The sequence below is a fragment of the Pseudomonas sp. MIS38 genome, from assembly GCF_019891575.1.
Classification (GTDB): Bacteria; Pseudomonadota; Gammaproteobacteria; order Pseudomonadales; family Pseudomonadaceae; genus Aquipseudomonas; species Aquipseudomonas putida_A.
Map to the genome: position 1 here is coordinate 121,976 of NZ_JAFLXF010000007.1, position 19,118 is coordinate 141,093.

At 59.4% G+C, this 19,118-nt stretch carries 23 protein-coding genes and 1 tRNA gene; 10 read left to right on the top strand and 14 right to left on the bottom strand.

Annotation, left to right across the window (positions count from 1 at the left end):
- Positions 1-25 precede the first annotated feature (25 nt).
- The 6 genes from J1G18_RS10695 to J1G18_RS10720 all read left to right on the top strand — a co-directional run bounded on the left by J1G18_RS10695 (position 26) and on the right by J1G18_RS10720 (position 4,146).
- Entirely contained in the window at positions 26-742 is a 717-nt protein-coding gene (locus J1G18_RS10695; RefSeq protein WP_098967641.1) for a hypothetical protein, read from the top strand.
- A gap of 3 nt (positions 743-745) precedes the next feature.
- Complete coding sequence (gene fos, locus J1G18_RS10700; RefSeq protein ID WP_223007626.1) at positions 746-1,162, top strand: fosfomycin resistance glutathione transferase; 417 nt, start codon at positions 746-748, stop codon at positions 1,160-1,162.
- A gap of 60 nt (positions 1,163-1,222) precedes the next feature.
- A complete protein-coding gene (locus J1G18_RS10705) occupies positions 1,223-1,861 on the top strand; it encodes a LysE family translocator (protein WP_223007627.1) in 639 nt (212 codons plus the stop codon).
- A 79-nt stretch (positions 1,862-1,940) separates the two neighbouring features.
- The gene (locus J1G18_RS10710) at positions 1,941-3,290 is read left to right on the top strand and encodes a bifunctional diguanylate cyclase/phosphodiesterase (protein WP_223007628.1); all 1,350 of its coding nucleotides are present in this window, start codon (positions 1,941-1,943) and stop codon (positions 3,288-3,290) included.
- A gap of 118 nt (positions 3,291-3,408) precedes the next feature.
- Positions 3,409-3,567 carry a KGG domain-containing protein gene (locus tag J1G18_RS10715; protein ID WP_003222499.1) on the top strand — a complete coding sequence of 53 codons (159 nt, stop codon included), beginning with the start codon at positions 3,409-3,411 and terminating at the stop codon, positions 3,565-3,567.
- 75 nt (positions 3,568-3,642) lie between these two features.
- The gene (locus J1G18_RS10720; protein WP_027614439.1) at positions 3,643-4,146 is read left to right on the top strand and encodes a DUF4142 domain-containing protein; all 504 of its coding nucleotides are present in this window, start codon (positions 3,643-3,645) and stop codon (positions 4,144-4,146) included.
- Between the two features lie 100 nt (positions 4,147-4,246).
- Here the strand turns inward: J1G18_RS10720 and J1G18_RS10725 are convergent, their stop codons facing one another.
- On the bottom strand, positions 4,247-4,657 hold the full coding sequence (locus tag J1G18_RS10725; protein ID WP_047598058.1) for a low affinity iron permease family protein: 411 nt from the start codon (positions 4,655-4,657) through the stop codon (positions 4,247-4,249).
- Between the two features lie 187 nt (positions 4,658-4,844).
- Here J1G18_RS10725 and tam point away from each other — a divergent pair, with 187 nt between their 5' ends.
- Positions 4,845-5,615, top strand: coding sequence for a trans-aconitate 2-methyltransferase (gene tam / locus J1G18_RS10730; protein ID WP_135295130.1), 771 nt, complete (start codon positions 4,845-4,847; stop codon positions 5,613-5,615).
- A gap of 128 nt (positions 5,616-5,743) precedes the next feature.
- Here the strand turns inward: tam and J1G18_RS10735 are convergent, their stop codons facing one another.
- From J1G18_RS10735 to J1G18_RS10765, 7 genes are all read right to left on the bottom strand, one after another.
- Positions 5,744-6,472 (bottom strand): class I SAM-dependent methyltransferase, encoded by a 729-nt coding sequence (locus tag J1G18_RS10735; protein ID WP_135295131.1) that lies wholly within the window; start codon positions 6,470-6,472, stop codon positions 5,744-5,746.
- Positions 6,473-6,715: 243 nt separating this feature from the next.
- Positions 6,716-6,874 carry a hypothetical protein gene (locus tag J1G18_RS10740; protein ID WP_167734096.1) on the bottom strand — a complete coding sequence of 53 codons (159 nt, stop codon included), beginning with the start codon at positions 6,872-6,874 and terminating at the stop codon, positions 6,716-6,718.
- Positions 6,871-7,596 carry a zeta toxin family protein gene (locus J1G18_RS10745; RefSeq protein WP_098967650.1) on the bottom strand — a complete coding sequence of 242 codons (726 nt, stop codon included), beginning with the start codon at positions 7,594-7,596 and terminating at the stop codon, positions 6,871-6,873. The genes J1G18_RS10740 and J1G18_RS10745 overlap by 4 nt, the downstream gene beginning before the upstream one ends.
- Before the next feature lie 366 nt (positions 7,597-7,962).
- Positions 7,963-8,036, bottom strand: a tRNA-Gly gene (locus J1G18_RS10750).
- Positions 8,037-8,194: 158 nt separating this feature from the next.
- Complete coding sequence (locus tag J1G18_RS10755; RefSeq protein WP_095138524.1) at positions 8,195-9,079, bottom strand: alpha/beta fold hydrolase; 885 nt, start codon at positions 9,077-9,079, stop codon at positions 8,195-8,197.
- Between the two features lie 316 nt (positions 9,080-9,395).
- Positions 9,396-10,088 (bottom strand): pseudouridine synthase, encoded by a 693-nt coding sequence (locus J1G18_RS10760; protein ID WP_210557906.1) that lies wholly within the window; start codon positions 10,086-10,088, stop codon positions 9,396-9,398.
- A gap of 33 nt (positions 10,089-10,121) precedes the next feature.
- Complete coding sequence (locus J1G18_RS10765; protein WP_134785617.1) at positions 10,122-10,352, bottom strand: cysteine-rich CWC family protein; 231 nt, start codon at positions 10,350-10,352, stop codon at positions 10,122-10,124.
- A 373-nt stretch (positions 10,353-10,725) separates the two neighbouring features.
- Between J1G18_RS10765 and J1G18_RS10770 the strand changes: the two genes are divergently transcribed.
- The gene (locus J1G18_RS10770; protein WP_134785618.1) at positions 10,726-10,989 is read left to right on the top strand and encodes a hypothetical protein; all 264 of its coding nucleotides are present in this window, start codon (positions 10,726-10,728) and stop codon (positions 10,987-10,989) included.
- Positions 10,990-11,168: 179 nt separating this feature from the next.
- Entirely contained in the window at positions 11,169-11,567 is a 399-nt protein-coding gene (locus J1G18_RS10775; RefSeq protein ID WP_134785619.1) for a hypothetical protein, read from the top strand.
- A 66-nt stretch (positions 11,568-11,633) separates the two neighbouring features.
- On the opposite strand, the gene J1G18_RS10780 is transcribed toward J1G18_RS10775, so the two are convergent.
- Positions 11,634-12,746: an enoyl-CoA hydratase/isomerase family protein gene (locus J1G18_RS10780; RefSeq protein ID WP_223007629.1), complete on the bottom strand. Its 1,113-nt coding sequence runs from the start codon at positions 12,744-12,746 to the stop codon at positions 11,634-11,636.
- A gap of 132 nt (positions 12,747-12,878) precedes the next feature.
- Here J1G18_RS10780 and ung point away from each other — a divergent pair, with 132 nt between their 5' ends.
- The gene (gene ung, locus J1G18_RS10785; protein WP_223007630.1) at positions 12,879-13,571 is read left to right on the top strand and encodes a uracil-DNA glycosylase; all 693 of its coding nucleotides are present in this window, start codon (positions 12,879-12,881) and stop codon (positions 13,569-13,571) included.
- Between the two features lie 119 nt (positions 13,572-13,690).
- Here ung and J1G18_RS10790 read toward each other — a convergent pair whose 3' ends face one another.
- Genes J1G18_RS10790 through J1G18_RS10810 form a run of 5 tightly spaced genes read right to left on the bottom strand, consistent with a single transcriptional unit; the run spans position 13,691 to position 19,060 of the window.
- Positions 13,691-14,725: an AbrB family transcriptional regulator gene (locus J1G18_RS10790; RefSeq protein ID WP_027614451.1), complete on the bottom strand. Its 1,035-nt coding sequence runs from the start codon at positions 14,723-14,725 to the stop codon at positions 13,691-13,693.
- Entirely contained in the window at positions 14,718-16,232 is a 1,515-nt protein-coding gene (locus J1G18_RS10795) for a tripartite tricarboxylate transporter permease (RefSeq protein WP_183781620.1), read from the bottom strand. Before J1G18_RS10795 ends, J1G18_RS10790 begins: the two co-directional genes overlap by 8 nt.
- A gap of 1 nt (position 16,233) precedes the next feature.
- Positions 16,234-16,692 (bottom strand): tripartite tricarboxylate transporter TctB family protein, encoded by a 459-nt coding sequence (locus tag J1G18_RS10800; protein WP_027614453.1) that lies wholly within the window; start codon positions 16,690-16,692, stop codon positions 16,234-16,236.
- A gap of 58 nt (positions 16,693-16,750) precedes the next feature.
- Positions 16,751-17,728 carry a Bug family tripartite tricarboxylate transporter substrate binding protein gene (locus J1G18_RS10805; protein WP_007963261.1) on the bottom strand — a complete coding sequence of 326 codons (978 nt, stop codon included), beginning with the start codon at positions 17,726-17,728 and terminating at the stop codon, positions 16,751-16,753.
- Positions 17,729-17,767: 39 nt separating this feature from the next.
- Positions 17,768-19,060, bottom strand: coding sequence for an OprD family porin (locus tag J1G18_RS10810; RefSeq protein ID WP_135295135.1), 1,293 nt, complete (start codon positions 19,058-19,060; stop codon positions 17,768-17,770).
- Positions 19,061-19,118 lie beyond the last annotated feature (58 nt).

A 19,118-nucleotide genomic window follows, 5' to 3' on the forward strand; every position in this document is an offset into this window, starting at 1 on the left:
ACACGACACTTATCAAGGAAGAACCATGCTTAACCCCACCAGACTCCTGATCGCCCTCGGTTTGCTGGCCATCACCCCCCACGCCCACGCCGCCTGCACCACCAAGAGTTTCGACGGCAAATCCATGTCGCGCTGCAATGTCTGGCCGGCGTTTCCGAGTCAGGCGATTTCGGTCAAGTCCACCTATCTGGCCGATTCTGGTGGTGACGATGCCGGGGCGTTCGATCTGGATCTGGCGCTGCTCAATGCGAGCAACGCTAAACCGATCGCCACCTACCGTAAACCGGGCGCTTACAACTCTGATGCCGTGCGCCTGGATGATGTACGCATCGATACGGCGCGCTACCGATTGACGCCGGATATCCGCGCTTTTGGTCTGCGCGCGAAGTTCGTCCACAGTTCCCATGCCATTCCCTACGAGAAAACCGATCTGGCGCTGTATGTTCGCGAGGGCGACGAGTTGCGTCCGGTGCTTGAAGGCCTGGTGGTCTTCAAGGACAACGGTGAGTTCGTGAATGACTGCGAGGGCTACAGCAAAAAAATCCGCCGGACCCTCGAGATCGCTCCAACGAGCCACAATGGTTTCGCCGATCTGATCGTCACCACCACCGGCAGCAAAATGAAAAACACCAAGTCCGGCAATCAGTGCGTTTCGACAAACACCGACCTGAAGAAAAAACAGATCACCCTGACGTACGATGGCCAGCAGTACAACGTCCCTGAAGATCTCAGAGGTTACTGAACCATGCTCACCGGCCTCAACCACCTGACCCTCGCCGTCAGTGATTTGCCCCGCAGCCTGGCGTTCTATCGCGATGTATTGGGTCTGCGCGTCGAAGCCTCGTGGGGCGCCGGTGCCTATCTGTCGCTGCCGGGGCTGTGGTTGTGTCTGTCGCTGGATGCGCAGCGCACCACCGAGCCGTCCGTCGACTACACCCATTACGCGTTCAGCCTCGCCGAGGCAGATTTTCCGTTGTTTGTGCAGACGCTAAAAGCGGCGAATGTGAAGGAATGGCGCGACAACCGCAGTGAAGGTGCGTCGTTCTACTTTCTTGACCCTGATGGTCACAAGCTTGAGGTTCACGTCGGTGATCTGGCTTCGCGACTGGCAGCCTGTCGGTTGAAACCGTACTCGGGCATGCGTTTTTACGACGCGTCGTGATCAGACACATTGGGCTGATATAGACTGGCCATCATTTGTACTGGCGCCAGCAGGTTTTTCATGACTCCATCGCTGCTAATGGCCGTTCTGGCCTCGGGTTTCATTTACGGCATCACGCCCGGGCCGGGCGTTCTGGCAGTGTTCGGCATTGGCGCGGCGCATGGGCGACGGGCCGGGGCCGGGTTTCTCTGTGGGCATTTGCTTGGCGATGTGGTCTGGTGCAGCACCGCGCTGATCGCCATCGTCGGTGCCCGCGAGATCGGCAGCACCGCATTCGATGTGCTGGGTGTGCTCAGCGGCTTGTACCTGTTCTGGCTTGGCTGGCGCGCAGTGCGAGCCCAGCGGCGCAGCGCTGATCAGCCGCAGGGCGCGGCGCGTCAGCCGTTCTGGCACGGCATCCTGTTCGGCCTGACCAATCCCAAGGCGTACCCGGTGGCGGTGGCGACGTTTACCGCGCTGCTGTCGAGCCGCGCCGAACTGCTCAACTGGTCGATGTTGCCGGCGCTGATCGCCCTGAGCTTTCTCGGCGGATTGCTGGCTTACGCTATCTTGATCGGCGTTGTCGGCGCCCGACGGGTGCGCACGCTGTATCAGCGCCACGAGCTGATGATCACGCGTGTGTGTGGCGTGATGTTCATCGGTTTTGCGATCAACGCACTGATGCACGCACTACCGGGATTGCTGCCGAACAAGGCTTGAAGTTGTGTGCAGGGATGCGTGAACAAAGGGTCAGGGATGGTTGAACAGTGCTGCATTGTCCGGACACCCACGCTGAACCATGGAAAGCCGAAATTCCGCGCCGTTGGCGAGTTATATGGACCTGTTGCTCGATGCCGTCTGCGCGGTGGACAGGCAGGGCCGTTTCGTTTTTGTCAGTGCTGCCTGCGAGCGTATTTTTGGTTATACGCCTGACGAGTTGATCGGCCGGTCGATGATCGAACTGGTGCATCCCGCAGACCGCCAGCGCACCTTGGCCGCCGCCCACGACATCATGAGCGGCGAACCCAAGCACAACTTTGAAAACCGTTACGTGCACAAGGATGGCCGCATCGTCAACATCCTCTGGTCGGCGCGCTGGTCGGAGGTCGATCAACTGCGCATCGCCGTGGCCCGCGACATCACCGAGCGCAAGCAGGCGGAATCGCGTCAGGCTGCGCTGTACGCGATTTCCGAGGCGGCGCATGTCGCCGAAGACTTGCTGGCGCTGTTCAAACGCATCCACCTGATCATCGGCGAATGGCTGCCGGCGCTGAATTTCTCCGTGGCGCTGTACGACGAGCACTGTGCGCAGCTGAATTTTCCCTATCACGTCGACGATCACGAATTGCAGCCCGAGCAACCTGGCACCGTTACCGGGCGTTTGTGTGCGGAGGTCATCCGCAGCGGTCAGCCGATTCTGCTGACGCCGGACAGCCCCGACGCCTCGCCCGACTTCGCCGCGCTGGTGGCGGGGCAGGACTCACCGTGCTGGCTCGGTGTGCCGCTGAATTCGAAGAACGGCACCATCGGTGCGCTGATCGTCAAAAGCCTGCCGGGCGGTGAGCGTTATACCGAGCAGGACAAGGAACTGCTGCAATACGTCTGCGCCCAAGTCGCCACCGCTATCGAGCGCCAGCAGCTGCACGCGCGGCTCAAGCGCATGGCGCAATACGATCAACTGACCCAGTTGCCCAATCGCGGGTTGCTCAAAGACCGCCTCAAGGCTGCGCTGGCCGGTGCCCGTGATACCTCGGGAAACATGGCGCTGCTGTACGTCGATCTGGATCGCTTCAAACAGGTCAACGACACCTTTGGCCATGCGGTCGGCGACATGCTGCTGCAAACGGTGGCGAGTCGGCTCAAGGGCTGCGTACGCGACACCGATACCGTGGCGCGCATCGGTGGCGACGAATTCGTGGTGCTGTTGCACAGCGTTCACGCCGCTGAAGACGCCGACATCGTGGCCGGAAAAATCCGCCAGGTGCTGGTGCAGCCGATGCGCCTGGACGGTCACAACCTGCATATCGAACCGAGCATTGGCGTGGCCCGTTATCCCGAACATGGCAGTGAGGAGCAACAATTGTTCCGGCATGCCGACCAAGCGATGTACGCCGCCAAACGCCTCAATCATCGGGCGGTGGATAGCTGAAACAGTGCGCGCCGTTCGTCGCGGCGCGGGCAACTTTTCTAAACCTTTGGCAGTCCGGCAATTCTCAATCTAGGCGGGCATCTGCTCGCCAACGATCAACACCAAGAGGAAGAGAATCATGCCTAATTCAAGAAACTCGAACTCGGGAAACTTCGCCAACGATCGAACCAAGGCCTCTGAAGCCGGTCGCAAAGGTGGGAAAACCACCACCACGACGGTCGACAAAGAGCCTGCGAAAACCGAAATGGGCCGCAAGCCAGCTCAGAAGTCGAAGTAGTCGGTGAGGTAGTTTTGATTGAGAGGCGGGGGCGCAAGCCCCCGCTTGAATTTGCAGAGATAGGAGGGCGCGACCATGAGCCGGATGGCCACCCAGATACGTCGTTTCAGTTTTGCCACGCTGTTGGGTTTGTTCGCGGGCACAGCATTCGCCCAGTCGCCTGCCGACTTCATCAACGATGCGTCCGCCAAAGGCATGGCCGACATTGAAGCCAGCCGGCTGGCGCACCAGAAATCCGAATCCAAAGAGGTCAAGGATTACACCATTGTCGTGATCAATGACCGCACCACGGCCAACCAGCATCTGGCGAAGATCGCGAAGAAACTCGATCTGCCGGTCGCTCCCCGTGAAGAAATTGCCGACAAGGCCAAGACCATGATCCCTCAGGTCAAAGACGGCGAAACCTTCGATCAGGCCTACGCCGCGAGCCAGGTGAAAGCGACCGAAGAGGCCATCCAGCAGATTCAGCAGGAAGCGCAGTCTACCGACGTGCCGGAAATCAAGGCATTTGCCGACGAGACGCTGCCAAAACTGCAAAGCCATCTGGAAATGGCGCGGGCGCTGCAAGCCAGTCGCTGACACCAACTGCCAATCAAAAGATCGCAGCCTGCGGCAGCTCCTACATAGAACGGTGTAGGAACTGCCGCAGGCTGCGATCTTTTGCTTTGTTCAACTTTACTTAGCAGTCATTCAAATCCTGCTTCGGCTTGCTCTTCTCCCCCAGCCCCTCAAGGTTGAACACCTCGCTTTCCCCCAGGCTGCGGTAATGCTTGCGCAGCGCCTCGAGTTGTTTGAGATCCAGCGATTCCAGGCCGAGCATTGCGTTCTGCGCTTCCTTGTTCACCCGCAACAACTCATCGAGTTTCAGATGCAGGATGTCGGTATCACGGTTCTGCGTGTTCTGAATCAGGAACACCATCAGAAAAGTGATGATCGTGGTCGAGGTGTTGATGATCAGTTGCCAGGTGTCATTGAAATCAAAAATCGGCCCACTCAAACCCCACAGAAAAATCAGGATCAATGCGCCCATGAAGGTTTTCGGGCTACCGGCCCAGAGGGCCAGGGTCTGGGAGATTTTCGCGAATTTCATTGCGGTGTTCCTTATTGGGAGAGCTTGAAATTCAGACATCCGGGGCGCGGTGAAAATTCTACTTACAAATGACGTCTGCCAATAATTGTGAGGGTGAAGACATCCCTTGCAATAAGCCTGTCTGGAACTGCGCGCAGCGCTGCCTGTATTGTGACGAACCGCACGAATGTCCCGACAGGAGAACGCAATGAGTTGGTCCGCCAGACAATACGTCGCTTTCGAAGATGAACGCACCCGCCCGGCACGTGATCTGCTGGCGGCGATTCCCACGGTTCAGGCGCGATCGGTGGTCGATATCGGTTGCGGTCCGGGTAACTCCACCGAGCTGCTGGTGCAGCGTTTTGAGCAGGCCCAGGTCAGGGGGCTCGACAGTTCGCCGGACATGGTCAACGCCGCGCGCAAGCGCCTGCCGCAGTTGCAGTTCGAGGTCGCAGAAATCGATAGTTGGGCGGATCAAGGGCCGTTCGATGTGATCTTCGCCAATGCAGTGCTGCAATGGGTGCCGGATCACGGGACATTGCTGCCGGCGTTGGCGGCTAAACTTTCGGACGGTGGCAGTCTGGCGATCCAGATGCCGGATAACCTCAACGAGCCTTCCCACCGACTGATGCGTGAAGTCGCCGCCAATGGCCCATGGGCCGCCAAACTGGCTGGCGCCGCCGGGCAGCGCACCGACATGGCGAGTGCCAGCGAATACTTCTCGATGTTGCGTCCGCACTGCTCGCGGGTCGATGTGTGGCGCACCACCTATCACCATCAGTTGTCAGGTGGAGCGGCGGGGGTGGTGGAGTGGTTCAAGGGCAGTGGCTTGATTCCGTTTTTGAACCCGCTGACTGAAGAGGAACGGGCGCAATATCTCACGCAGTATATGGCGGTGGTTGCCGAGGCTTATCCGGCGTTGCCGGATGGTTCGGTGCTGTTGCCGTTTCCGCGGCTGTTCATCGTCGCGACTCGGTGAAGCCAGCCTTCAGCCACCTGTAGTGAGGGGATTTATCCCCGATGGACTGCGCAGCAGGCCCTTTAAGCGGTTGCTACGCAACCATCGGGGATAAATCCCCTCACCACATATTGTTTGCTCAGCTCAGATTAGCGCTGCACCGCCACCAACAACATCATCGGCCGCTCCCGCTCTTCAGCCAGCGCTGGTTGCGCCGCCACCTCCGCATCGCTCGGCCCCCATTCATTGACATGGCGAATGGCAAAACCCGCCGCGATCAACGAATTCAACAGCGTGCCCATCGTGCGGTGCTGCTTGATCACCCCGTCGGCCAGCCAGTGGGTCACCCGCTCGCCCTCCATCTGATAGCTGTCCAGCGGCCAGCGCTTGTGGCCATCGCTGTCGACCAGCCAGCCTGGATTGCGCGGGGCCATGAAGATCGGGTGTTCGATGGAGAACACAAAATGCGAACCCGGTTTCAACGCCGCGTACAGATGAGCGAACAGTCCGGTCAGATCCTTGATGTAGTGCAGCGCCAGCGAACTGTAGGCCAGATCGAAACTGCAGGCCGGCAAGTCGAGATGTTCAAGGTCGGCACGTTCATAGCGGATGTTCGCCGCCTCAGTGGTTTCGCGCGCGCGCTCCAGCATCTTTTCCGAGACATCCAGCCCCAGCACATTGGCGGCGCCGTGCTCACTGGCCCAGCGGCTGAACCAGCCATAGCCGCAGCCGAGGTCGACCACGTTCAAGTCGTGCATCGATGGCAGCAACGCCTTGAGCTCCGGCCACTCCGGCGCGGCATCGAGGCCACCGATGGAGCGGTTCATCTGGCTGTAACCCTGGAAAAACTCCGGGTCGTCGTAAATATTTTGCGTCATGGGGGAAATACTCTTTTGAGTTCGGTCATCAGCGGCACAGAGGCCGCGCCATGGAGTCCCTCGAAAGTCAAAACGCGTATTCGTCGATGGCCGCGCAGGGGGAGGGTGGTGGGTGATGGGGGAAATGCTAGCGGGTCGTGGGGAAGGTGAGAATCGTCGGTGTGTTGTGGATCTGTAATGTCGGAACAGTGAGAATAAAAAAGCCCGGCAAAGGGCCGGGCTTTTTGAATATCAGTGATGTGATCAGGTCTGCTTTTCACGCGCCGCCAACATCAGATCATTCTGTTTTTTGGTGGCTTCGCTCAGCACTTCGCTGTAAACGCGCTTTTTTTCTTCCGATTTCGCATTGCGAATGAAATCTGCGAATGGACTCGTGGACTCCTTTGTGGATCCGAGTTTCATGCGGTTGCTCCGTAATTGATCCCAAGCATGGCCATCAGTTCGTGTCTCGTATGCTTCTCGGGGATATGGTAGTCAATCTTGTCGACACCAGCCTTGTAGAGGCGTCCAGAATTATCAATATGCTTCACAAGCAGATCGACATGCAGGTCTTTGCCAAACTCTAGCTTAAGCGTGTTTACCACGTCACGCGCTGCAAAGTATTGGTCGACGAAATGCTCCGGTCGAATCCTGCGTCCTTCAACTTCCTCGCGGGCTCTGACAAAGGACCAGGCCAGGCTAGGGTCTTGGTAGACGTAGAGAATTTGCACAAATCTCCCTTTGTGGAGGCACCGCTGCACATTTTTCCTTGCGATTTCGATATTCGAAAGTGTTCCATCCAACAGGAAGGATTGCTTTCGATCCAGAGCCAGATCAATCAGCTTTCCAACCAGAATCGAAACGGCGCCTTGGAAAAGCCAGGCATTGCCACCTTGATAGGCTTCAAATTCATATCTGAGTTCGTCTGGATCAATTCGCAAGATGGGCGTATCGGAGAAAAGGTTCAGCAGAGCTAATGACGCCTCCGTTTTGCCAGCGCCCGGCGACCCCGCCATGAAAACCGAAACAGGTTCTTCTTCGGGTGGATACTTGGTTTGCGCCGTGAGCCGCTTGCCAATCGCCTTCTTGTTTGATCGAGCAAACCTGATCGCATCATTCCAGATAGCCTGCTCTTCCCCCGTCATTCCAGATTTTTTGTTTTCCTGCACTGATGGAAACCCTCTTGAGTGAAAGGTGATTTACCGGCGGTGCTTCGGACTTACCGAACTGCCGCGCCTTCCAATCAGTCAAAGCCCAAGAGCGGCTCTGCTAATACCGATTGGGAAGCCCATGCATGGGGATCATCCCTTTGAGCAGGCAGCGCTTCGTCGTTAGTAACGATCAAAGCGTAAAGAGGGCTGGTGCATCTGCAATAAACGGTGTGTTGCATAATGGTTCGGTGCCGACCAAGTAGCCGACATCAAATCCCGGACACAAAAAAACCGGCCCTGTAGGCCGGTTTTTTCTGTTCCTGCATCCCCCGTCATAACACGACGTGGGACCTGATTGAGTGGAGCGGGTAGAGGGAATCGAACCCTCAACTAAAGCTTGGGAAGCTTTCGTTTTGCCACTAAACTATACCCGCTCAGAGCGGCTGACTTTGTACCAGAGTCGGGCGCAGATTTGAAGTTTTTCTTTTGCTCGCAGCGCGTTACAGCATTGAAAACGGTCATTCGCGGGCAAATCTGCGGGCAATCAATGCTGGTTTTTCAGCCCCACAGACTCGCTCGCGACGACGCTTTTTCAAATGGCCAATGCATGGTGATCCTGGACGAACGCGTAGCGCGTTCGGCTCGACTGCGGTGAGGGTTTCAGGAAACCCAGCAGGGCGTTCTGGCTATCGCGGCACGCAGCCTTGTGTTCCATGTCGAGGAAGTGGCCGGTGGCCTGCAGCGTGGTGAAGGTGCTGTGCGCCACATGGTTGCCGAATATCCGGGCGTCTTCGGCGGCGGTGTATTCATCCCATTCGCCGTTGAGGAACAGCACCGGCACGTTGATCTTTTTCGCCGCATTCAAATAGCACTGGCGATCGCTGTGCAGCACGTCACTGATGTGGAAGTGCATCTGCCCGTATTCGTGTTCGGCCAGGCTGCTGACGTGGCGATAGTTAAAGCGCTTGAACAGTGACGGCAGGTGTTTGCCGATAGTGCTGTTGACCAGGTGCCCGACGCGGTCGCCATCGCGCTGGCCGAGGTAATCGACACCGCGCTCAAGGTAATCAAGCATGTGTGCGTTGATCACCGGCGAGAACGAGCTGATCACGGCTTTCTCGATACGCCGCGGCTGGTGTGACAGGGCAACCAGGGTGGCTGCGCCGCCCCAGGAAAACGACAGCACGTGTTCGGCGCCGAAGTGGTCGATCAGCTCCAGCAGGATCTGCCCTTCGACTTCCTTGGTCAGATGTTTCTCGTGACGGTTGTGGATTTTCGACCTGCCCGCGTAGGGCTGGTCGTAGCAAACCACGTTGAATTGCGGGTGCAGGTTTTTCACAGTCTGTGCAAACGACGCAGTCGTGGCCATCGAGCCGTTGACCAGGATGATGGTCTTTTCTGCGGCGTCTGCGCGATAGAACTCCGTGTAAACCCGATACTGACCCTGTATATCCAGCACAGCGATTTCTGGCCTCATGTCATAAGACTCCTGGCAAGCAAGCGGGTATGCGCGCAAATAGAGATTGCACGAGCTTTGTGACAGGTAGGCATACGCCTGGAATTTGCTTGGCCCATGTCGATCCATGACTGCGGTCGACGGGTGTTGTTATTGGCGGGCAGTCTGCCGGCTGAGGCGCAACCCAAGGGGCTGACGACCGGCAAAAAGTTTCTTGGATGTATGGTGTGACTAATCGGTCACAATTTGGCCGACGTCCTGATTCAAGCAGTGAGAGAGGGATCGCGCAAGTGCCGTTGGTAAATTGTTCGACAACTTCTGCTGAGCGGTCGCCGGCTTAGAACAAATGAATCTCTTCGGTGCGCAAAGCGCGGTACTCGCCCGGTTTTAGCGCGTTATCCAGCGACAGCGGGCCCATGGATTCGCGGTGCAGGCGCAAGACTTTGTTGTTGAAGTGACCAAACATGCGCTTCACCTGATGGTAGCGACCCTCGACGATGCTCAGACGCGCCGCTCTTGGGCCGAGCACTTCGAGTTGCGCCGGTTGCGTGGTCAGGTTTTCGAAGGCGAAGTAGATGCCATCGGCAAACGTCAGCGCGTATTGCGGCCCGATCTCCTGTTCGGTCTCGACGTAATAGACCTTCGGCAGTTTGGTCTGCGGTTGGGTCAGGCGTCGCGACCAGCTGCCATCGTTGGTGATCAGCATCAGCCCGGTGGTGTTGAAGTCGAGGCGACCGGCGATGTGCAGGTCGTCCTTGTCCGGTTCATCGATCAGATCAAGCACGGTCGGGTGCTGCGGATCGCGGGTGGCGCTGACGCACCCCGGCGGTTTGTGCAGCATGAAGTAGCGTGCCTGTTTGCCGAGTTGCAGGATTTCTTCGTCGACTTCGACGCGGCTGAATTCCAGCACCTCGCTGTGCGGGTCGCTGACGACTTTTCCGTCGATCCGCACACGCTTTTCCACCAGCAACAGGCGAACCTGCTGACGGTTGTAGCGGGGCAGGTTGCTGAGGAAACGGTCGACGCGCATGGTCAGGAATCGGCGGATAAAGGGGCGCGTATCTTACGGGATCGGCCGCACCGCTGCTTGCAGTTGCGCTTCGACCTGAGCGCAGCGCGGGCATAGGCAGGATTGATTGCGCAGCGCTGCGGGCAAGGCTTCAAGCACTGCCGGATCGATGCTCACGGCATAGCACCAGCAAGCCTGGTCGGCGGTGCGCGGGTCAGCCAGGCTGCAGTCGTTGCGCGCGCCGCAGGCCGGGCAGAGGTCGGGTTTGATGTCGGAATCAGGCATAGGACGAGTAAGGCATTTCCACGCAATTGCGGTTACGGCCAGTTTGTCTGGCCTGCTACATCGCATGATCGGCCCGAGACAGCAGGGTATGCAAGGTGTCATCAGCATGTACGGTGGTGGCACCGATGTATTCCTGGGCATTACGCAGGTCAACAGTGGGAGCGGGCTTGCTCGCGAAGGCGTCCTGTCAGTCAGTGATTCATCACTGACCCACCGCTTTCGCGAGCAAGCCCGCTCCCACAGAGGATTTTCAGTGTGACTGACACCGCTGATCTGAAGCCTTTGCGCGCCCGGCACTTGCCCCGGACCTGACAGTCAAAACTGTGTCGGCTGCGCTGTCCTGCTGCGGCCGTGGGTCTTTCAGGAGGCCGTCATGGGTATTTCAAAACTGTTACGTCGAGTGCTGCTGGGAGCGGTGCTCGGTTCAGGCCTGTCCGGGTGTTATTACTATGCCGGTCCCTACGATGCTTATCCCGCCACGTCTTATTATCCCGGCTACTACTCGCCTTATTACTACGGCGGATATTACGGACCGCGTTACTACGGCGGTGCTCATTATTACTACGGCGGCTACGGCTATCGCGGCGGTTACGGACGCGGTTATCACGGCGGCGGCTATCACGGTGGGCACCACTGATCAGCGGCTGAATGACAGTGGTTTCCAAATGAACAGGATTTCATCAATCACATGTTTCAACTTGTTACGGAAGCGCACCAGATTCGGAAAACGCTGTCAGATGTTTCGTCAGTCACCGAATAAACGACTGATGCCTGCCAGCGTCGCTGGTGTGGCTACCCGCGGTCCAGGAGGCCGCCATGTATCGACGAATTCTTCTACTTGCTGCGATGATGTTTTCCGTTGCCGGTTGCGCTCCCTACTCCTACGCAGACAGTTATTACAGCTCGGAGGTCTACACCTCACCCGCTCCGGCGTACTACAACAATGGCGGCACCTATTACAGCGGCGGCAGCACCTATTACTCGGCCCCGCGCTACTACCAGGCGGCCCCGCGTTACTACCAACCGGCTCCGCGTTACTACTCGGCGCCGCGTTACTACCAGCCAGCGCCACGCTACTACGAGAGCCGCCGCTGGCACGACAACGATCGCGGGCGCTGGGACGGGCACCGTGGTGGGGGTTGGGATCGTGACCGGGGTGGCCGTGATCATCACGGTAACCGCGGTGATCACGGCGGGCGAGGCGGTCGCTGGTAATCATCCACAAACAAAAAAGCGGCGCATTGAGCGCCGCTTTTTTTGTGCCTGCGATTTACCGGGCGTTCAGTATTGCGTCAGATCCGCCAACGGATGCCGACCTTCCCAGACCTTGTGAAAATGCGCCTCGACCACCGCGTCCGGGACGTTATTGATGTCCGGCCAATGCCAGTGCGGTTTCTGATCCTTGTCGATCAATCGCGCCCGTACCCCTTCGCTGAATTCCGGGTGCCGACAGCAATTGAGGCTCAGTGTGTATTCCATCTGAAACACTTCGGCCAGCGACAGATACCGGGCGCGGAGGATTTGTTCCCAGACCAGATGCGCGGTCAGCGGTGAGCCTTCGCTCAGGGTTTTCGCGGCGCGGGCGATCAGCGGGTCGCTGCTGTCGCGTTGCAGGCTGATGGCTTTCCAGGCACAGGTGACGTCGCTGACGTCGAGCAGTTCATCGATCTGTTGGCGCCGCGGAAGCCATTGCGCCTCGGGCATCTGCCCGACGGCTTCCTGTTGCAGGGCCTTGAACAGACTGTTGAGCTGCATGTCGGTCTGTTCCTGCCAGTTGAGTTGCAGCAGGCCTTCGATCAGCTGCGGTTGCTGCTCTTCAAGCAGGAAACGGTCGGCCAGATCCAGATCGATGGCATCACGACCGTTCATGTGCGCGCCGGTCAGTCCAAGAAACAAGCCGAGCTTGCCCGGCAACCGTGAGAGAAACCAACTGGCGCCGACGTCCGGATACAGACCGATGGTGATCTCGGGCATCGCCAGGCGACTGCTCGGCGTGACGATCCGCGTGCTCGCGCCTTGCAACAGGCCCATGCCGCCGCCGAGCACGTAACCGTGGCCCCAGCAGACCAGCGGTTTGGGGTAGGTGTGCAAGCTGTAGTCCAGGCGATACTCGGCGGCGAAAAACTGCGCCGCCAGTGGCGGGACTTCACCGGGGTGGGCCCGGCAGGCCTCCACCAGGCTGCGCACTTCGCCGCCGGCGCAGAACGCCTTGGCGCCATTGCCGCGCAGCAGCACGCAGACGATTTGTGGGTCCTTGGCCCAGGCGTGCAGTTTGTCGCTCAGGGCGTTGATCATCGGCAAGGACAGTGCGTTGAGCGACTTTTCAGCATCCAGGCTGGCGATCCCGAGGCGGGCGCCGTCGGTGCCGGTGAGTTCTTCGAAGTGCAGATTCATCGTGACCTCGATCGGGAATTTGAACGATCAGTATGATCGCTGCGTGGGAAAGTGCCGGATCTGTGTCAGATCAATTGACAAGCGTGGTCGGCTTTCCTAGGGTTCGCCCCATTGTTTTTGCCGGGTATGACCATGACTGCTGACGACCGTATCAAACTCGAACCAAGCTGGAAGGAGGCACTGCGTGCTGAGTTCGACCAGCCTTACATGGCAGAGTTGCGCACTTTTCTGCAGCAGGAACGGGCGGCCGGCAAGGAAATCTATCCGCCGGGACCGCTGATTTTCAATGCGCTGAATTCGACACCGCTGGATAAAGTCAAAGTGGTGATCCTCGGCCAGGACCCGTACCACGGCCCGGGCCAGGCCCATGGCTTGTGCTTTTCGGTGCAGCCGGGCGTGCCGGCACCGCCGTCGCTGGTCAACATCTACAAAGAGTTGAAGCGCGACCTGAACATCGACATTCCCAACCACGGCTACCTGCAGAGCTGGGCCGATCAGGGCGTGTTGATGCTCAACACCACCATGACTGTCGAGCGCGCCAATGCCAACGCGCACAAGGACAAGGGCTGGCAGTTCTTCACCGACCGGATCATCGAACTGGTCAGCGAACGGCAGCCGCATGTGGTGTACATGCTGTGGGGTGCGCATGCGCAGAGCAAACAGAAGCTGATTGATGCGACCAAGCATTTGGTGCTGACGTCGGTGCATCCGTCGCCGTTGTCGGCTTATCGTGGCTTCCTCGGGTGCGGGCATTTCAGCCGGACCAACAAGTTTCTCGAGCAAAATGGCGAAGCGCCGATCGAGTGGCGGCTGCCGCCGATTTGATCGGCTGACCGGACCGGCCCCTTCGCGAGCAAGCCCGCTCCCACATTGGTTTTGCGGCATGCACATAACCAATGTGGGAGCGGGCTTGCTCGCGAAGAAGGCAACTCGGTCTATCGGTGTTACTCGGGATTACGGTTCCAGTACTTGAACAACGGCTCCGCCAGAAACAGCACAAACAGCAACCGCATTACCTGCATCGCCGTCACCAGCGGCACCGACAGTTGCAGGGTCTCCGCCGTCAGGCTCATCTCGGCAATCCCCCCGGGCATCATGCCCAACGTCAGCGAACGCAGATCCAGATGGGTCAGTGCACTCAAACCTAAAGCCGCCAAGGTCGCGATCAACATGGTCAGCGCCGTGCCGATCAGCGTACGGCCCATGAATGACGGTGCGCGGCGGAAGAACTGTCGATTGAAGTGACAGCCCAGACCGCTGCCGATCAGCCACTGGCCGATCTGACTGCCACCGTCCGGCAGGCCGATGTGCAAATCCCAGGCAATGCTCACCGTGGCACTGACCAGCAGCGGCCCGAACAGCCACGGATTGGGCTGACGCAAACGCTGCCAGAGCCAGGCGAGCAGGGCGCCCGTAGGAAACAGAATCGCCAGCCAGCGCCAATCGACGTTGCCGGCGTGGGAAATCGGCGTGCCGTCGCCCAGCAGATACTTGAACGCGGCCGGCACGCACAGCACCACCACCAGCACCCGCAGACTCTGCCCCGCCGCGACATGACTGAGCAGCGCGCCATTGCGTGCGCCGAGGTTAACCATCTCACCTGAGCCACCGGGCATGCTCGAGAAAAATGCCGTGGCACGATCCTCGCCGGTACGGCGCATCAACCACACGCCGACCACCGCCGACAGGCTGGTGACCAGGGCACCGAAGAAGATCAATCCGAAATGACTCAGCACCTGCTCCATCACCAACGGGGTGAAATGCAGGCCGATGCCGATGCCGACAATCCATTGGCCGCATTTACGCCCTCCGGGGATTTCCGTGAGTTGCCACGGGGTCAGGCAGCGCACGAGGATGATCGCCAGCAACGAGCCGACCATCCACGGCAGTGGCCAGCCGATCTGGCTGGCGATAAAACCGCCAAGCAGACCGACCAGCGGGGTGGCCCACCAGCTTCTGAGGGAGGAGCGATCAGACATCGGCGATGGCGCGTTGCGCCGCCGCACGTTTGCGCCAGATGCGCAGCAGCGGCATCAGCAACATGATCGCGGTCAGGATCCACACGCCGAAAGTGATCGGGCTCGACCAGAGGATTTCCAGCGCACCGTTGGAAATCGACAGCGCACGACGCAGGTTCTGCTCCATCAGCCCGCCGAGAATGAACCCCAGAAGCACCGGCGACAACGGGAAATCCAGTTTGCGCAGGATGTAACCGAAGATGCCGATGCCGACCATCAGGAACAGGTCGAAGGTGGTCGCATGCACCGCATACACACCGATTCCGGTGATGATCGCGATCACCGGCACCAGTGCCCAGTTCGGCACGGCGAGGATGCGGGTGAAGATGCGGATCATCGGGATGTTGAGGATCACCAGCATGATGTTGGCGATGAACAACGACGCGATCAGGCCCCAGACGATGTCCGGTTGCTGTTGGAACAGCAGCGGCCCCGGGGTGATGTTGTACAGCGACAGCGCGCCGATCATCACGGCGGTGGTGCCCGAACCGGGTACGCCGAGGGTCAGCATCGGCACCAGCGCGCCACAGGCCGAAGCGCCGATCGCGGTCTCAGGAGCGGCGAGGCCACGGGCGTCACCCTGACCGAATTTGCCGCCGGCACCGGCGATGCGTTTTTCGGTCATGTAGGCCACGGCACTGGCCAACGTCGCGCCGGCACCCGGCAACACGCCCATGATGAAACCCAGCAGGCCGCAACGGATGTTCACCACGAACACCGACGCCGCTTCCTTGAAGTTGAACATCATGCGTCCGGTGGCCTTCACCGCTTCCTGCCCACGATGGGTTTTTTCCAGCAGCAGGAGGATTTCACTGACCGAGAACAGACCCAGCACCAACACCACAAACTGGATGCCGTCGGTCAGGTGAATGTTGTCGCCGGTGAAGCGGTATACGCCGCTGTTGGCGTCGATGCCAACGGTCGACAGGAACAGCCCGATCAACGCCGCAATAAACGTCTTCAACGGACGATCGCCGGCCATGCCGCCGAGACAGACAATCGCGAACACCATCAACACGAAGTATTCCGCCGGGCCGAAGGCAATCGCCCATTTCGCCAGCAGTGGGGCGAACAGCACCATGCCGCAGGTGGCGATGAACGCACCGATGAACGAACTCCATGCCGACAGCGACAGGGCGACACCGGCCAGACCCTGGCGCGCCATCGGATAACCGTCGAGGGTGGTCATCACGGTGGAGGCTTCGCCCGGAATGTTCAGCAGGATCGAGCTGATCCGCCCGCCGTATTCGCAGCCCAGATACACCGCCGCCAGCAGAATCAGCGCCGACTCCGGTGGCAGGCCGAGGGCGAAGGCGATCGGGATCAGCAGGGCCACGCCATTGATCGGACCCAGGCCCGGCAACAGCCCGACCACGGTGCCGATCAGCGTGCCGGTCAAGGCCGTGACCAGGTTGTACGGGCTCAGCGCGACGCCGAAGCCCTGACCCAAATAACCGAGAGTATCCATATCAGTTCTCCAGAACGTCGAGCAGGCCCAGCGGCAGTGGAACGTCCATCAGACGGTCGAACAGCAGGTACAGACCGATGGCCATCAACGTTGTCACCACAATGCTCGGTAGCCAGCGACCGCCATACAGGCGCGCCATCGGGATGCCGATCAGGATGCTGCTGAGAATGAAGCCCAGTGGTTCGAACAGGCCGGCGAACACCAGCAGCAACAGCACGCAGATGCCGATCTTGGTCAGGGTTTCGCGATCCAGCGGTGGCTCGTCTTCGCTGTGTTTGATCGGTGCCGGGCGGAACACCATGTACAGCAGCGCCACGCCCATCAGGCCGAGCATCAGCAGAGGAAAGGCGCGCGGGCCGACCGGTTCATAAGAAAAAGCCGCTTGATACGGCCACGCCATCAGCGCCAGGCCAACGCAGGCCAGCAACAGCACCGAGGCGAAAATGCGTTGTAAGAGCATGGGAAACTCCTGTGCCGAGGCCTCGATGCGCGAGGCCGCAGCCGCTAGACAGAGACGATCACTGAATCAGGCCGAACTCTTTGGCCAGCACTTTGTAGTCCGCGACCTGCTTCTTCACGTAGGTGTCCAGCTCCGGGCCGGTCATGGCGAACGGGAACAGTTCACGCTGATCGCGCAGCTTGGCGAAATCGTCCGAGGCCAGCAGTTTGTCGAAGGCGTCTTTCCACCAGGCGTAGTCTTCGTCGCTGACCTTTGGCCCGAGGTAGAAACCGCGCACCACCGGCCAGACGATGTCGTAGCCCTGCTCGCGCGCGGTCGGGATGTCTTTCATTTCCGGTTCGTCGATGCGTTTATCGGCGAACACCGCGAGCAGCCGCATGTCACCGCTCTGGATATGCGGCATGGAGTCGGAGATGTCGGTACTACCCACCTGGATGTGACCGCCGAGCAGTGCAGTAGCGATTTCGCCGCCGCCTTCGAGGGCGACGTAACGCAGGTCACGCGGGTTGATCCCGGCAGCCTTGGCGATCAGTGCGGTCTGCATCCAGTCCTGGCTGCCGACGGTGCCGCCGGAACCGATGACCACGGAGCTCGGATCTTTCTTCAAGGCTTTGACCAGATCGTCGAGGGTCTTGTAGGGCGAATCGCTCTTCACCGCGATGGCGCCGTAACTGGTGCCGACGGCGGCCAGCCAGCGCACGTTGGTCTCGTCGAAACGACCGAACTTGCCTTGCGCCAGGTTCAGCAACGAACCGCTGGACCACGCCACCAGCGTGCCGGCATCGGCCGGGCGCTGGGCGACGACCGCGTTGTACGCCACCGCACCGACACCGCCGGGCATGTAGGTCACGCGCATCGGTTTGGTCAGCAGTTTTTCATTGACCAGCGCGCTTTGCGCCAGTTTGCAGGTCAGGTCGAAACCGCCGCCGGGGGAGGCCGGGGCGATGCATTCCGGACGTTTCGGTTCGGCCATCAATTGGCCGGCGAAGAGCATGACGCCAGCGGCCAGAGCAACTTTACGCAGTGATAAGTTCATCTATGTCTCCTTGGGAGTTGTTGTTATGGACGTACTGAATTACCAAAGGGCAACGCTATAGCTCACCAGCAGACGCACTTCATCGGCATCGCGAGCGGAGTAGTTGGAACGGTAGGTGGCATTACGCAGGCGTACGGCAACGTCCTTCAGGGCGCCGCTTTGTACTACATATTTGATCTCGGTGTTGCGCTCCCACTCTTTGCCTTCTTCGCCATTCTTGAGCTTGATGTTGTCACCGCTCAGGTAACGGCTCATGAACGACAAGCCAGGGATGCCGAGGCGGGCGAAGTCGAAATCGTAACGCGCCTGCCAGGAGCGTTCTTCGGCGCCGGCGAAGTCGTTGATCTGCACGAAGTTGACCAGGTACGGGTCGCTGCCATCGACATAGGGGAACGCGCTGTCGCCGGACATGTGCTGATAACCGGCGGTGAACTTGTGGCCGCTCAGGGCGTAGCTGACCAGACCGTTGAGCGAGCGGTTGTCGATCTCGCCACCACGGGCCGCGCCCTGATCGTCACTGACCGCAAAGCGCAGGTCAGTGGCGAAGGTGCCCGGGCCCATCGGCCGCGAGGCGACCAGACCGAAGAAGTGCTGGTTATAGACTTCGTCGAGCTGGGCGAAGTGGTAACTGCCGGTGATCTTGTCGGTGAACTTGTAGTCCACGCCGGCAAAATCGAAATGCTTGCCGGCCACGGTGCCAGCGAAGCGGCTGTTCTTGTTGTTGAGGGCGATGTCCTCGAAATCGGTGCTGTCGCGATCCTTGGCTTTCTCCAGACGCCCGCCGGTGAAGGTCAGGTTCTTGATCTCTTTGGAGGTCAGCAAACCACCTTCGAACGTCTGCGGCAGGATGCGCCCGTCATTCGGTTTGAGGATCGGCAGTTCGGGAATCAGGCTGCCGATTTTCAGTTCGGTGGCGGAGATTTTCACTTTGCCGGTCAGGCCGACTTTCGAGTATTCGTTCGCCGCGCGCCCGTCATCGTGGGTTGGCAACAGGCCGGTGCCGGTACGATCCGGGCTCGAATCAAGTTTGACCCCGAGCATGCCCAGCGCGTCGACACCGAAGCCCACGGTGCCGTCGGTGTAACCCGATTGCAGGTTGAGCATGAAACCCTGCGCCCATTCATCACGCTTGCTTTGCTGGGCACTGGTGCCGTCGCGAAAGTCGCGGTTGAAGTACATGTTGCGGGTTTCGAAGGTGGCGGAACTGTCTTTGATGAAGTCGGCGTAGCTCAACGGTGAGAAACCGGCGAGGGCAGCGGTGCTGGCGAGGGTGGCGTGGCGCAAACGAGAAGGACGAACAGGCGTAGAAGCCTTGGTCTGCAAGGACGGCATGCGGGTGTACTCCGTTATTGTTCTTATTGGTCGAAAACGCTTCGAGGCGTTTTTCGTA

Excerpts from the sequence above, each read along its gene's own strand:
- J1G18_RS10790 (WP_027614451.1), bottom strand. The coding sequence starts at position 14,725 with ATGTCTGATCGCTCCTCCCTCAGAAGCTGGTGGGCCACCCCGCTGGTC.
- J1G18_RS10740 (WP_167734096.1), bottom strand. The coding sequence starts at position 6,874 with ATGAAACTCGGATCCACAAAGGAGTCCACGAGTCCATTCGCAGATTTC.
- J1G18_RS10755 (WP_095138524.1), bottom strand. The coding sequence starts at position 9,079 with ATGAGGCCAGAAATCGCTGTGCTGGATATACAGGGTCAGTATCGGGTT.
- J1G18_RS10805 (WP_007963261.1), bottom strand. The coding sequence starts at position 17,728 with ATGAACTTATCACTGCGTAAAGTTGCTCTGGCCGCTGGCGTCATGCTC.
- J1G18_RS10760 (WP_210557906.1), bottom strand. The coding sequence starts at position 10,088 with ATGCGCGTCGACCGTTTCCTCAGCAACCTGCCCCGCTACAACCGTCAG.
- J1G18_RS10810 (WP_135295135.1), bottom strand. The coding sequence starts at position 19,060 with ATGCCGTCCTTGCAGACCAAGGCTTCTACGCCTGTTCGTCCTTCTCGT.
- J1G18_RS10770 (WP_134785618.1), top strand. The coding sequence starts at position 10,726 with ATGGGTATTTCAAAACTGTTACGTCGAGTGCTGCTGGGAGCGGTGCTC.
- J1G18_RS10720 (WP_027614439.1), top strand. The coding sequence starts at position 3,643 with ATGAGCCGGATGGCCACCCAGATACGTCGTTTCAGTTTTGCCACGCTG.
- J1G18_RS10775 (WP_134785619.1), top strand. The coding sequence starts at position 11,169 with ATGTATCGACGAATTCTTCTACTTGCTGCGATGATGTTTTCCGTTGCC.
- J1G18_RS10735 (WP_135295131.1), bottom strand. The coding sequence starts at position 6,472 with ATGACGCAAAATATTTACGACGACCCGGAGTTTTTCCAGGGTTACAGC.
- tam (WP_135295130.1), top strand. The coding sequence starts at position 4,845 with ATGAGTTGGTCCGCCAGACAATACGTCGCTTTCGAAGATGAACGCACC.
- J1G18_RS10745 (WP_098967650.1), bottom strand. The coding sequence starts at position 7,596 with ATGACGGGGGAAGAGCAGGCTATCTGGAATGATGCGATCAGGTTTGCT.
- J1G18_RS10800 (WP_027614453.1), bottom strand. The coding sequence starts at position 16,692 with ATGCTCTTACAACGCATTTTCGCCTCGGTGCTGTTGCTGGCCTGCGTT.
- J1G18_RS10710 (WP_223007628.1), top strand. The coding sequence starts at position 1,941 with ATGGAAAGCCGAAATTCCGCGCCGTTGGCGAGTTATATGGACCTGTTG.
- J1G18_RS10695 (WP_098967641.1), top strand. The coding sequence starts at position 26 with ATGCTTAACCCCACCAGACTCCTGATCGCCCTCGGTTTGCTGGCCATC.
- J1G18_RS10795 (WP_183781620.1), bottom strand. The coding sequence starts at position 16,232 with ATGGATACTCTCGGTTATTTGGGTCAGGGCTTCGGCGTCGCGCTGAGC.
- J1G18_RS10715 (WP_003222499.1), top strand. The coding sequence starts at position 3,409 with ATGCCTAATTCAAGAAACTCGAACTCGGGAAACTTCGCCAACGATCGA.
- J1G18_RS10765 (WP_134785617.1), bottom strand. The coding sequence starts at position 10,352 with ATGCCTGATTCCGACATCAAACCCGACCTCTGCCCGGCCTGCGGCGCG.
- J1G18_RS10725 (WP_047598058.1), bottom strand. The coding sequence starts at position 4,657 with ATGAAATTCGCGAAAATCTCCCAGACCCTGGCCCTCTGGGCCGGTAGC.
- fos (WP_223007626.1), top strand. The coding sequence starts at position 746 with ATGCTCACCGGCCTCAACCACCTGACCCTCGCCGTCAGTGATTTGCCC.
- ung (WP_223007630.1), top strand. The coding sequence starts at position 12,879 with ATGACTGCTGACGACCGTATCAAACTCGAACCAAGCTGGAAGGAGGCA.
- J1G18_RS10705 (WP_223007627.1), top strand. The coding sequence starts at position 1,223 with ATGACTCCATCGCTGCTAATGGCCGTTCTGGCCTCGGGTTTCATTTAC.
- J1G18_RS10780 (WP_223007629.1), bottom strand. The coding sequence starts at position 12,746 with ATGAATCTGCACTTCGAAGAACTCACCGGCACCGACGGCGCCCGCCTC.